The sequence below is a fragment of the Dysgonomonas sp. 25 genome (assembly GCF_010501075.1).
In the GTDB taxonomy this organism is placed as follows: domain Bacteria; phylum Bacteroidota; class Bacteroidia; order Bacteroidales; family Dysgonomonadaceae; genus Dysgonomonas.
In genome coordinates, this window is record NZ_QVMN01000002.1 from 381,782 (window position 1) to 395,389 (window position 13,608).

10 protein-coding genes are annotated in these 13,608 nt (G+C 42.1%); all 10 read right to left on the reverse strand.

Annotated features, from left to right (window positions below):
* Positions 1–63: 63 nt before the first annotated feature.
* The 10 genes from D0T66_RS04720 to D0T66_RS04765 all read right to left on the reverse strand — a co-directional run bounded on the left by D0T66_RS04720 (position 64) and on the right by D0T66_RS04765 (position 13,544).
* Positions 64–294, reverse strand: a complete 231-nt coding sequence (locus tag D0T66_RS04720; protein WP_163356091.1) for a winged helix-turn-helix domain-containing protein — start codon at positions 292–294, stop codon at positions 64–66.
* A gap of 453 nt (positions 295–747) precedes the next feature.
* On the reverse strand, positions 748–2,682 hold the full coding sequence (locus D0T66_RS04725) for a sialate O-acetylesterase (RefSeq protein ID WP_163356092.1): 1,935 nt from the start codon (positions 2,680–2,682) through the stop codon (positions 748–750).
* A 932-nt stretch (positions 2,683–3,614) separates the two neighbouring features.
* Positions 3,615–4,724 (reverse strand): TlpA disulfide reductase family protein, encoded by a 1,110-nt coding sequence (locus D0T66_RS04730; RefSeq protein ID WP_163356093.1) that lies wholly within the window; start codon positions 4,722–4,724, stop codon positions 3,615–3,617.
* A gap of 98 nt (positions 4,725–4,822) precedes the next feature.
* A complete protein-coding gene (locus D0T66_RS04735) occupies positions 4,823–5,179 on the reverse strand; it encodes a hypothetical protein (protein ID WP_163356094.1) in 357 nt (118 codons plus the stop codon).
* A 175-nt stretch (positions 5,180–5,354) separates the two neighbouring features.
* Positions 5,355–7,502, reverse strand: coding sequence for a methylmalonyl-CoA mutase (scpA, locus tag D0T66_RS04740; protein WP_163356095.1), 2,148 nt, complete (start codon positions 7,500–7,502; stop codon positions 5,355–5,357).
* 85 nt (positions 7,503–7,587) lie between these two features.
* Complete coding sequence (gene mutA, locus D0T66_RS04745) at positions 7,588–9,486, reverse strand: methylmalonyl-CoA mutase small subunit (RefSeq protein ID WP_163356096.1); 1,899 nt, start codon at positions 9,484–9,486, stop codon at positions 7,588–7,590.
* Positions 9,487–9,743: 257 nt separating this feature from the next.
* Positions 9,744–10,652 carry a tRNA (adenosine(37)-N6)-dimethylallyltransferase MiaA gene (gene miaA / locus D0T66_RS04750; RefSeq protein ID WP_163356097.1) on the reverse strand — a complete coding sequence of 303 codons (909 nt, stop codon included), beginning with the start codon at positions 10,650–10,652 and terminating at the stop codon, positions 9,744–9,746.
* Positions 10,653–11,201, reverse strand: a complete 549-nt coding sequence (locus tag D0T66_RS04755; RefSeq protein WP_163356098.1) for a plasmid pRiA4b ORF-3 family protein — start codon at positions 11,199–11,201, stop codon at positions 10,653–10,655.
* Positions 11,202–11,716: 515 nt separating this feature from the next.
* Positions 11,717–12,988 (reverse strand): peptidase U32 family protein, encoded by a 1,272-nt coding sequence (locus tag D0T66_RS04760; protein ID WP_255489706.1) that lies wholly within the window; start codon positions 12,986–12,988, stop codon positions 11,717–11,719.
* A gap of 4 nt (positions 12,989–12,992) precedes the next feature.
* Positions 12,993–13,544 (reverse strand): DUF4924 family protein, encoded by a 552-nt coding sequence (locus D0T66_RS04765; RefSeq protein WP_163356099.1) that lies wholly within the window; start codon positions 13,542–13,544, stop codon positions 12,993–12,995.
* Positions 13,545–13,608: the final 64 nt, after the last annotated feature.

A 13,608-nucleotide genomic window follows, 5' to 3' on the forward strand; every position in this document is an offset into this window, starting at 1 on the left:
ATAGCTCTTAACCACATACAACCAGCTATAAAACAACAATATGTCTATAATTCACTATTCTCATCAATAATAAATTTCACTTACAGACCTGTTCAAATCGAAGTATAGCTTTCCATCTTCGTTGTAAACAAGTACTTTTCCTTCGCGTAGAAGCCATCCTATGGCCATTGTGATAGAGACATCTTTGTAATGGGTCATTTCTCCAATCTGGCGCAGGGATAAGCGTCCCCTTATTGTCAGAAGGTTCAGGATGTTACCTGCATTAAATCCTATTTCATTCTTTGTTACAGTCATAGCGAACAGCGTTTAAGAGGTTAATTATGAAATTAGTTAATTATTTGAGTCTAAGATATCAATGATATTATATATAATTCTTATATTTAAATTTCCTTCTTCTTAATCGTTAGTCAAATAAATCTAACATAGGACTTAACACACAGTTTCCGTTTCCTTCTTTAACAAAAGTATTTAAGAAAAGCGTTCTCCCGACAGATTTCCAGTTCTTTATCTGTAATTTTTCTATTATTTCTTAGTCAATTTGTGAAATAAGGGCGATTTCCCCAATTGAAAAAACGACTGATATGAGACTTTTTTATCGGCAGTGTCATTTTCTGAAACTCTCTTTCCCATTCCTCATGGAAAGTACGATAAAATCATCTCTGCATGGGCAATAAGCTACAATTATAACGGAACAACCCTCTATTCAGACAAGAATAAAGGGTTGTGTTTTTGTAATAATCTTATTATCTACCAGTTATCCGTCCTGAATGGAGCGGCAGGCAATCCGCTGCTATTGTATAGGTTGATATCCGGATTATCAGACCATCCGTATCTTACAGCAACAGGATGCTGCACTTTGTCACTATAGACAACAACTTTGTCGCCGTCAATGTAAGCTTTAGCCCAGTGGAATACGCTATCGGCGCCGGCTATAGCAAAGCTTTCGATGTAGCCGTATTTGCTCGGCGTTGTCAATCCTGCAGCTATATTGTCATACGATATGACAGCCTTATTCCCTTCTACTACCATCGATTTGTAAGTAGGGCCTGAATAAATAACGTTCGTCATACCATAATCTTTATTCAGTGCATTCAAGGCAAGCCTCAAACCTACATCCTGTTTGTTGCGCGGGTGAATATCGTTTGTTTCGCCTATATCCACAATCACCGCCTGACCTGTTTTGGGCAACGAGAGTGTTTGCGTCTGAGCTTCGCGTAGGGTAGCCCAGTTGCTTTCTTGTGGTAGCACATCTTTTGCCATATAATTGGCTAACTGCACCCAATAGAAAGGGAACTCATAGCCCCATTTGGCTCTCCAATCCTTGATCATAGCAGGGAAAAGAACCTTGTAATTCTCGGCATCCTCCATAATATCGGCATTGCTTTCGCCCTGATACCAGATAGCCCCTTTTATGCCATAATCGATAATCGGGTTCACCATGGCATTGTAGAGCAACGAAGAATAGATGTTTGGAGAGAGCGCTATATAATCGAAATCTTTATTTATTACTGATGGTTTGTACTTCCACTTGCCCGCTATCTGAATGGCTTTTCCGTCAATCGTGACATACATATCTTCGGCTTTCCCGTTGATTCCGCCTTCCCCCAAAGGATTATCTACTCTCACTACAATACTATTTTTGCCTGCCTGTAAAACGCCTTCGGGTATAGCATAATCGCGCATAATATTATAATAATCCGCTTCTCCTACTTTGACACCATTGACCCATGTGATGTCCATGTCGTCGATAGGGCCTAATGAGAGACGGGCTGATTTACCTGCATCTTCGGACGAAAGAGTAAAATCATAGCGGAACCAGACATACCCTTCAATACCTTTCAATTCACTATTCCACCAACCTTGTGGTATATCGAATGGTTTCCATGAAGAAATATCAGTTTGAGGTAGATACCATCTTTCCTCCATCCCAAAATCGTTTTTTAGAGCTGTAAAATATACCTCTTTGGCTTTTTCGTTCTTTTTCATGAAGTTCTCGACATCAAATGTAGAGTCGAATCTTCCTTCGAATTTCTTTTTGTATTTGTCGGGCAGGGCATTGAAGGTTTCGGGACTTGTCCATGTTTCCACAATTGTGCCACCCCATGAGGTATTGATGATGCCAATCGGGACATTCAGTTCCTGATATAGCTTACGGGCAAAGAAATAGCCGACTGCCGAAAAATTTCCTGCAGTCTCGGGCGAGCAAACGTCCCAACTTCCGTTCAGATCGGCGCGGGGACTGAAATCCATTTCGTGTGCTACATTAAACGCTCTGACCGCTGGATAGGTTGCATTGCGTATTTCATATTCGGCATTACCGGCATTGGCAAGTGTCCATTCCATATTAGACTGTCCGCTGCACACCCAAACTTCGCCGATGAGTATATTGTTATATTCGATTTTATTTTTCTTTCCGGCAACGACCATCGTATAAGGGCCTCCTGCCTGCATAGGGGTGAAGGTGACCATCCATTTGCCGTTTTTGCCGGCTTTGGCCTTTTGAGTTTGACCGTTGAAGGTTACGGTTACCGCTTCGCCTTTGTCGGCCCAACCCCAGACTTTTACCTTCTGGTTGCGTTGAAGCACCATATTGTCGCCGAAGATGTGGGGCATTTTCACTTCTGCCTGCAGGGATAATAACCCTGCTAATAATAATAATGTAATAAGAGAGATTTTTTTCATAGTGGTATTATAAATTGTTGTTGGGAATAGATATAGAATTTTAGGCAAAGATATAATAGAGTTTTATAAAGACTATAAATAAAAAGAATACCATAAATACCCATTTCCGGGTCTTTATGGATGAATATACGATGAGTATACTTAGTAAAATAGCAGTTGATACTACTATAATTTCATTTTTTGATGTATAAAACAGAATCAGAACCAACAGAGTAACAATAATTCCCCCAAGTATTGTTGTCGTATTATATCTTAAGGCGAATGGCAGCTCCTTTTCAACTGAGAACGGGTGCATAGAGGATAAGATATTTACGACCTCGTTGTAGCGTTCTATATTGTGGGATACAGCGAAGTGCTGAGGATAACGGCTACTTTTTATATACAAATCTCCGTTTGTTTTCTTTACGATCGATTCTATTTCGTCCTTATCTATGCAGACTGTATTTAAACCGTCAAAAGAGTACAGAATAGCATCCTCTTCAAGAATAAGAGAAAAATTCTTTTGCCTGTTCTTCTCCTTCTTTAACGTGTTGAATAAAGAAAAAGAAAAAACAATAATTATAAAAGGAAGGATAATGCCCGGGATAAGCAAATTGCTTTGTATTGTATCCCACAATATGTAAGAAACTACAATAAGCACCATTAGTATTAAGGAAGCTGATATAATCACAGCTCTTTTTCTTACTTCTGTGAAAGCCTTAGGTGTTAACTTATAGCATTGGTCTACTCTCATATATAATTAATTTTTTGTACCCTAAAAAGCCACAAACCTGTTACTTTTTTGTTACCCTGATGTTACTTTTTGTTACTTTTTTAATCTCTTGTTATCAGTGTTTTAACGTGTTTTTGACGTCAAAAGGTATATCTTTTTTGTCGATTTTTTTATCATGTTACCTTCCCTCTATTTATATTATTTATGGTATAGATAAAAATCATTTCATTAATTCTTCTATTTTATATTTTAAATGGTCTCTATACAAATCCCGGCCGATGATTGTCCCGTTTCTATCTATCAGAATCGTTGTAGGTATGCTTTGAACCCCATAGGCTAATTTGGCCGGATCATCCCTCCCCATCAAGTTCGAAAATTGCGGCCAGTCGATCTCCTCGTCAATGGACGCTTTTTCCCAGTCTTTTTTATTGTCGTCTATCGAAATGCCAACAATTTCGAGGTCTTTATATTGCTTCTTGTATTCTTTCAATTCCGGAAGAAGTTCCCTGCACGGGCCACACCACGACGCCCAAAAATCAACCAAAACGACCTTGCCTTTTCCTACATAATCGGATAAAGCAACCTCTTTTCCCTCGAGGTCGAAACCTTTGATGTCTGTATATTGTTTTCCCACAGCTGTTTCCGATACGGCATTTGCCCATGCTTCTGCGAATTTAAATCTCTTATTTTCTTTATATGATTCCGGAAATAATTGTATCAATTCGCCTAATTTTTCTGTATTCCAGAAAAAATGTGTAGACTCGATGAATACATATAAGCCCAAATTATTGGAGATATTTTCTTTGATGTAATCGCAGATATAATCTTCCAAATGATTCATATATTGTCTTTCCTCTTCCAATAACTCATTATGCTTTTCCAAAGTCATTTTGCCCGCATCTTTCAAATCCACTCGGCGTTCGTAAAAAGTCCTGTCGATCAAAAGGGTGTTCACCGAATCGGAAAAAGTCTGAAAAGCTCCATTCAAACCGTCACTCTTTATTCTTAATTCGCCGGATGAAGGCTTTAATTCTACCTGTATATTTTCGTTTGACAAGAGTATCGGTTTGTACGAAGCTATTAACCCATCAATCCATAACGTACGCAATGCATTAGAATCGGGAATTTCTCCCTCGATATGAAAATGATTTCCTTCGATAGTAGCCGAATCTGTAAAGACTTTACCTGTGTTTGTTTCGTAGCCCAGACAAATAAGCTGTCCGTCATACTCGTCCGTATTCAAGTCCCCGGTAATCGTATATCGGTTGTTATTGCACGAAGAGAGACAAACAAGAACAATAGAGAGGAAGATTAACAGTTTTCTTTTCATGGCAATAGAGGTTTTAGCGGGTTGAGATGTAAAGATAGTTAAAAACAAAAAAAATCCTGCCGGTTCGACAGGATTTTCTATACATCTTTTTTAGTCCATCAAAGGGCGTTGCTTTTTCTGATTTTTTCTATTTCTTTCTCCGATTTTTCCTGCGCTTTCAGTTTAGCAGCGTCAGCTTTCTTTTGAGCATCTTCTACTCTTTTGTTGTAATTGCTTTTAGCCTTGTCCTTTGCTTTCTGGATACCATCCTTTTCCTCCTTGTCTGCTAAATCTTTCGCTTTTTTCAGTTCCTTTTGCAGGTTAGCCTCCGCCTTGGCGATTTCTTTCTCTGCCGAAGTTTTGATTGAAGCGATCTTTTTGGCATCGGAATCACTGATGATAATATCCTGAGCGCATAAAGTTGAAGTGAGCGATAGTGCGAAATACAATAACGCAAGAATTGTAAAGTTCTTCATAATTTGTTCTATTTTAGTTTTATATACAGTTTATGTTAGATGTTAATCAGAAGACAAAAATAAGAATAACTTTTGAATAAATAACATAATTCTGTAAACAGTCACCTCATTTGAAGATTATAAATAAAAAAATCCCGCCAAAATGACGGGATTTTCCATATGATAGTGTAATAAATTACTCAGCCAAAAGGATTTTCATTATTTCCACAGCAGCCTTCGTCACAGGAGAACCCGGACCGAAGATGGCAGCTACACCGGCTTTGTACAAGAAATCGTAGTCTTGCGCAGGAATTACTCCTCCGGCAATCACCACGATGTCTTCGCGGCCGAGTTTCTTCAACTCTTCCATTACCTGCGGTATCAATGTTTTGTGACCGGCAGCCAATGAAGAAACACCCAGTACGTTTACGTCGTTTTCAACAGCCTGGCGGGCAGCTTCTTCCGGCGTTTGGAACAATGGTCCCATATCCACGTCGAATCCGCAGTCGGCATAACCGGTTGCTACTACTTTCGCACCACGGTCGTGACCGTCTTGTCCCATTTTCGCAATCATGATACGCGGCTGGCGACCATTTTTCTTCGCGAACTCTTCTACCAATTGGCAAGCTTCCTGGAAGGTAGGGTCTTGTTTAGTCTCTGATGAATACACGCCTGATATAGTTCTGATTATTGCTTTATAACGACCTACTACCACTTCGCAGGCATCGGAGATTTCGCCCAATGTAGCGCGAACTCTTGCCGCTTCCACTGCCAGTTCGAGTAAGTTTCCTTTCTTAGTTTTAACACATTCAGTGATTGCTTCCAATGCTTTCTTCACGGCAGCATTGTCGCGTTTCGCTTTCAGGTCATTCAGACGCTCGATTTGTTGACGGCGAACTTCTGTGTTGTCCACATCCAGAATATCGATTGGATCTTCTTTTGCCAGACGGTATTTGTTGATACCGATAATGGTTTGAGCACCCGAGTCGATTTTAGCCTGTGTGCGGGCAGCAGCCTCTTCGATACGCATCTTAGGAAGACCTGTTTCGATAGCCTTAGCCATACCACCCAATTTCTGGATTTCCTGTATGTGTGCCCAAGCTTTGTGTACCAATTCGTTAGTCAACGTTTCCACGTAGTAAGAACCAGCCCAAGGGTCGATTTCTTTCGTGATTTGCGTTTCCTCTTGGATGTATATCTGCGTATTACGAGCGATACGTGCCGAGAAGTCGGTAGGCAATGCAATCGCCTCATCCAACGCATTGGTGTGCAACGATTGTGTGTGTCCCAATGCCGAAGCCATCGCCTCGATACAAGTACGTCCTACGTTGTTGAACGGATCTTGTTCTGTCAACGACCAACCCGAAGTCTGAGAGTGCGTACGCAATGCCAGTGATTTCGGATTTTTCGCTCCGAAGCTTTTCACGATTTTTGCCCACAACAGACGTCCTGCACGCATCTTGGCAATCTCCATAAAGTGGTTCATACCAATCGCCCAGAAGAACGAGAGACGAGGAGCAAACGCATCCACATCGATACCTGCATCGATACCTGCTTTCAGGTATTCCATACCGTCAGCCAAGGTGTAAGCCAACTCGATGTCGGCAGTAGCACCGGCTTCCTGCATGTGGTAACCCGAGATAGAAATCGAGTTGAATTTAGGCATCTTCTGCGATGTATATTCGAAGATATCAGCGATAATCTTCATCGAGAATTCAGGTGGGTAGATGTATGTGTTACGCACCATAAATTCTTTCAGGATGTCATTCTGGATTGTTCCTGCCATTTCTTCCAATTTAGCGCCTTGCTCCAATCCTGCATTGATGTAGAATGCAAGCACAGGAAGCACCGCACCGTTCATGGTCATGGATACCGACATCTGGTTCAATGGAATACCGTCGAACAATACTTTCATGTCTTCTACCGAGCAGATAGATACCCCTGCTTTACCCACGTCACCCACTACACGCGGATGGTCGGCATCGTAGCCACGGTGTGTAGCCAAGTCGAAAGCTACTGAAAGCCCTTTCTGGCCCGATGCCAGGTTGCGGCGATAGAAAGCATTCGATTCGGCAGCAGTAGAGAATCCTGCATACTGGCGGATTGTCCACGGACGCATCGCATACATACCCGAGTATGGTCCGCGGAGGAATGGAGGAATACCCGAAGCATAGTTCAGATGTTCCATGCCTTCGAGGTCTTCTTTGGTATATACAGGCTTAACCGGAATTAACTCGGGAGTTACCCAGTTGGCTTCGATGCTGTTGGCAGCAGCCCATTCAGCAGCATTAGCCGCTGAAAAGCCTGATTCGTTGATGTTTATATTTTTAAAATTTGGTTTCATGTTTCCAAGCTTTTAGCTGATAGCTTTTAGCTGACAGCTGTTGATTTTATTAATTTGCAAATCTGCTAATTGACTAATATCCGAATTATAGTATTCCCAATTTATGGCTGAACATCTGCAATGTTTCGAGCACGTTGCTTCTCACATTGATGAAATGTTCGATTCCTTGAGCTTTCAACTCGTCAGCACAAGCAGGAGCACCCGCAATTACGAGGAATTCCTTGCCGCCTTGCAGAAGTTTTTGTGCTTCGGGAGCATAAGTAGCATACTCGTCGTCGCTTGAGCACAATACAATAATATCAGCCTGTTGTTCACGTGCTGCCTTGATACCGGCTTCAACAGTCTCGAAACCGAGGTTGTCGATGGTCTTGTATCCGGCACAAGCGAAGAAGTTAGCAGAGAACTGCGAACGTGCCAGACGCATAGCCAGATTACCGATTGTAAGCATAAACACTTTAGGGGCACCATGTTTTTCGGTTGCCAGACGGAGCTCTTCAAATGCTGTCGCCAAACGGGTTTTAGGCAATGCCTGATAAGGTGCGTCGCCTTTAGCGTTTGAACAACCACATCCGCAAGCTTCTTCTTTAACGATTTTGTCGCCGGCTTTTTCGGTGAAGTTAGGAAACTGGTTTGTTCCGAGCAACGATTCGCGGCGGGTTGCCAATGCTTTGAAGCGTGCATCGGCCGATGTTTTCACTGCTTCTTGTACAGTTCCGGCTTTCAATGCCTCGTAGTAGCCTTTTTCGTCTGCTTCGAGGAACAAAGCCCAAGCCTGTTCTGCGATGGCTGTTGTCAGATGCTCGATGTAGTAAGAACCAGCCGAAGGATCGGTGATCTTATCGAAGTGACATTCTTCTTTCAACAATAATTGTTGGTTGCGGGCGATTCTTTCGGAGAAGTCGTCCGATTGTTTGTATGCTTCGTCGAACGGACGGACTGTCAGCGAGTTTACACCTGCAATAGTAGCAGACATCGCTTCGGTCTGTGTACGGAGCATGTTCACATGCGCATCAAACACAGTCATGTTGAACATGGATGTTTGAGCATGTGTGTATATTTTGGCTGCGCAACGGCAAATGCCTTCGGCATCCTTGTTCGTACATTCGTGTTTGCATAGCGGTTTGTAAGCGTATACAATTTCAGCCCACAACCAGCGTGCTGCACGGAATTTAGCAATCTCCATGAAGTAGTTGCTGCCTACGCCAAAGTTGAATTTGATTTTCTTAGCGATAGTATCTATATCGAGTCCTGCTTCTGACAAGCCTGATAACAATTGGTTACCATTTGCCAGAGCATAGCCTAACTCCTGATAGCTGTACGAACCGCCGTCGCTCAACAAGTAAGCGTTAACAGCCAATACGCGGAAGCGTGGGAGAGGCAATGCCGCTTTTACGACTTCGGCAGCATCAGCTACCCAGTTGTCGGCAGGACGTCCTTTTTTCAATAATGGTTTGAACGGATCGTAATTGATCGAACCGAAGCAGTTCATTACGTCCACATTCTGTGATTTGTAGTAATCGACAACGATTTGTGTCAATTTCAAAGTCGCTTTGTGGCAGGTAGAGAAGTTTACTTCTACAGCTTCGAGGGCGATACCGTTTAATAATGTTTTGATGTTTTCGGCGTTTACCAGGTCGCTGTCGATAGCGAATCCCAGCGAGTTGACGCCTTTGTCGAGGATGTCTAACGCTTTGGCATTTGCAGCTTTAACGTCTGACACATGAATGTCCTGACGGGTGTACCATTGGTTATCCACTTTGGTTCCGCGAACGTAAGGAAATTGACCGGGAAGAGAATCGGTTGTTTTAAGACCTGCATTATCCTCTTGACGGTAGAAAGGATTTACTTTGAAGCCCTCGTTTGTTTTCCAAACGAGTTTCTTTTCAAAATCGGCCCCTTTCAGGTCGGCAATGATTTTCGCCATCCATTCTTCGGTAGAAATGGCCGGAAAATCCGAGAAAAGCTTTTCTTTCTTGTTAGCCATGATTTTTTTATTTGTTTAATTGTATAGGTATATTAAGTAATTTTCAATTTCTTCAGTTTCATGGTTGCAGCCTTCTTAGACAGGCGGTTAGGCGCGATTGGCTGCCGAGCCGTCTGATATCCGGCAAATTGCAATGCAAAAGTAAAGTTTTTTGTTTGGTTAATAAAGTTTTAAGGGATTTTTTTGCTTTAAAAGCTATATAGAAAAGTAAATTGCTATTTTTCAAGGAGAAGATATTGCAATGATTATGATGGATTTTAGATTTCAGCTATGTGAATAATCTGTGCAAGGGCATCTTCTTCGTTTGTTTCGGATAGGTTTATCCAGTGTATTTCCTTGTCTCGTTTGAACCATGTCATTTGTTTGCGCGAATAGATACGGGTATTTTGCTTGATTTTTTCAATGGCGAAGTCTAAATCCCATTCGCCGGCTATGTGTTTGAATAATTCTTTATATCCTACAGTATTTAATGAGTTCAGGTGGCGTCGAGGGTAGAATTTTTTAGCTTCCTCCAACAAGCCTTCTGCTATCATTTCATCTACCCGCCGGTTAATGCGCTCGTACAATTCTTCACGGTTACGCATTAATCCGATTTTGACGATTCGGAAAGGGCGTTCTTTTTTCTTTTTTGTGCGGAATGAAGAATAAGGTTTCCCTGTCATGAGGCAAACCTCGAGCGCATGAATTACCCTCTTGTAATTTTTCAGGTCTACCTGATTGTAAAATTCAGGGTCGAGTATCTTTAGCTGGGCGCGGATTGGTTCCAGCCCTTCGCGCTCGTATAAGTCGTATACTTCCCTGCGGAGATTCTCGTCGATAGTCGGTACATCGTCGATACCATTGCACAAAGCATCGATATACATCATCGACCCACCGGAGGCAATGACGGTATCTGTCTGTTGGTGCAGCTGGCTAATGGTAGCTATAGCCTGATTTTCGAATTCACTGGCATTGTAGTAGTCCTCTACTTGGAGCATGCCTACAAAAAAATGTTTTACTTGTGCTTGCTGCTCAGGGGTAGGGGCAGCAGTTCCTATCTCTAATCCGCGATAAAACTGTCGCGAGTCAGCAGATATAACAGGACTACTGTAATGTTTTGCCAGATGGATGCTTAAATCGGTTTTACCGACACCTGTAGGCCCGAGTAAAACGATAAGCGTTTTCATTTAGAATTCTTCGCTATCAGAAGGGATATTGTCCAATCCGTCGAAGCCGTCGGCGTCTAATTCGTCCATGTCATATCCTTCCGTTCCGTAGAAAACTTCGTCAGTATCGAGAGACGATGACGAGGTATCTATGGATTCGAATTCGACGAATTGTGCCGGTGCTTCACCTTCCGATTTGGTACATAGCGGTTTTTCGAGATGCTTTCCTGTAATGATTTCGCGCAAATCGATAAAGAATGCCCGTTCGGTGAGGTAGTCGAAGACGTACAGCATTTTTTGGTGTTCATCCTCGAGGAAGTCGCCTAATCTGGTACCTTCCATCGTATAGGAATCTTCTTCGGAGCTCGTGTCCATCTCGATAAGGGTTATCTCCTGTTCTTTTTCCCAATCGTCGCTACACATAAAAAATGAGGCCATTTCGCCTTCGGTATAGCCTGTCGATTTGATGATGGCTTGGTGCAAATCAAGGAATGATGCGTCGGCATCTATCTGGATTTCTCTTCTGAAGTCTTCGGCTTCGTCTGATAATATTAAAAATCGGAATATCATAGTTTCAGTTTTACATTCTACTCTTCAAAAATAATACTTTTTTTGAATCGAATATAAAAACAATGCCATAAATAAGAGGAAAATGAGTGGGGATATGGGATAGAATTAAAAAAAAGAAAGAGAGACAGGATATTTCCGCTTGACTAAAGTTATTCTAATTTCGCCTTCACAGGCTAATCAAAGAATTAAAAGACCCAAAGTTGAAAGAAAGAATAGTCAAATGAAAATTGAGTTACCTCAGTGTCCTGCCTCCCTATTTTATATATTTCTTTTAATTAAATCATTATTTCAATGTGTCTGTTTGCCCCATTGGACAATACAAATATAATTACAAATCTGTTTCTATCCAATAAAAACACATTTTTACAACATCTGTTTAGCTTATTTTAAATCCGTTATGATTTTGGTAAACTGGTTTTAGCCTGCGCTATTGTTTCAGAATGCCCTGTTAAACTATTGTTGTTCAATGTATAGTTATCGTGTCCTTATCAATTACGGTTCGAAAATAATACAAATTATTGAATAAATTGCAATTTTGTCTTCACAATTTTAAATAATTTATCCGAGGGACGTATTTTTTCGTTAATTTTTATAGAGAATTTTTCCCCTTTAACGGTCTCTTCTACAGGTTTCATATCTACTCTTATCTCCTCCACAATCTGGCTTATAGCACCGGTCGTAGGGCCTGTTATCAATATTTCGTCGCCTACTTTCAGCGTCTGGGTTTCCATCAGAAACTCGCCTACTCCTAAATTGGAGAAATATTTTATTCCTTTTCCGATATATACCTTTCGTTTGGTGGCAGCCGAACCGTAATTGCCCGACCACTCGCCCAAGCGTTGCCCTAAGTAGTATCCGTCCCAGAATCCGCGGTTGAAAACCGTCGCTAAACGTTCGTCCCAGCGCGCAACCTTTTCTTCATTGAAAGACCCTTCGCAATAAGAATTAACGGCCTCTTTGTAGCATTCGACAACGGTGCGCACATATTCCGGCCCTCTGGCACGTCCTTCTATTTTGAGTACCCTGACGCCCGCATCCAGCATCTTATTTAGGAAGTGGATTGTTTTCAGATCCTTGGGCGACATGATGTATTCGTTGTCTATTTCCAGTTCTATCTCGCTATCCTTATCCTTCACGATGTAGCCCCGCCGGCATATCTGGTTGCAGGCACCACGGTTTGCCGAGAGGTTTTTCTCGTGCAGGCTGAGGTAACATTTCCCCGAAACGGCCATACATAGCGCTCCGTGCGAAAACATTTCGATGCGGATAAGTTCGCCGTTAGGCCCTTTTATTTGTTGCTCGACAATATCATTATATATAGCTGCTACCTGATTCAGATCCAGTTCGCGCGCTAAAACCACCACATCGGCAAATTGACCGTAAAATTTCAACGCTTCCGTATTGGTGATATTCAATTGTGTGGATAGATGTACTTCGACACCGATGCTGCGGGCGTACATCATCACCGCCACGTCGGCCGCGATGATAGCCGAAAGGTTGGCTTCTTTGGCAGCATCTACAATGCGGTGCATCAGCTCCATGTCGTTGTCGTATATAATGGTGTTGACCGTTAGGTAGCTTTTGATGCCTTTCTCGTTGCAGATGTTGGCAATGTTGTGCAAGTCATCGACCGTAAAGTTGTTCGACGACTTCGAGCGCATATTCAGCCCTTCGATGCCGAAGTAGACCGAGTCGGCTCCTCCTTGTATGGCGGCTGCAAGCGATTCGTACGAACCGACGGGAGCCATTATTTCGATGTCGGATGGTTTTATATTCTTTCCGCTCATTTGCTTATTCTTCGTTTAGTTCCAGTTTTCCTTCGTTATAGTCTTTGTATTTTTGAGACAAGATGCGGATAAGCGAACTTATCTGCGAGATAGCCGCCTGTGTTTCGCCCGAAATTTCGTTTTGTTTCAGCCGCATAAGCAAGAAGCCATACAGCGCTGCAAAACAGGTTTCGAGTTCGGGTGTACCTTTATCCTGCGATTTGCTTCTCAGTTCGACAATGAAGGGTAATGTTTTGTAATAGGTCGTTATATATTCGTTTTCGCTTGGCGTTTTCAGCAATTGGAGATGTAAGTCGGTGAGGTCGCGGATAGTGTTCTCGTTGATGATGAGATGTCCTTTCTCTTTCTTGTCCTCCCGGCGCATCATCTCTATCAAGCCTTCGTACCAACTCCTTATTTCGTTTTTAACGCTTTCGGGCTGATCGAACTGGTCGATTATCGCTTTTTGTATGGCGTCGATGTCTAAATTGTTGGCGCGTATAATATCTTCCACCTGCCACATATAGAGCAGGTATTCGGCTATGTTTTCTTGTTTCAGTTTTTTGGCTATAAGCATGTTATTGTAGCTTTTTCGGTGGACAAAGATACAATATTTATGTTGTATAAAGAAGATTTTAGAT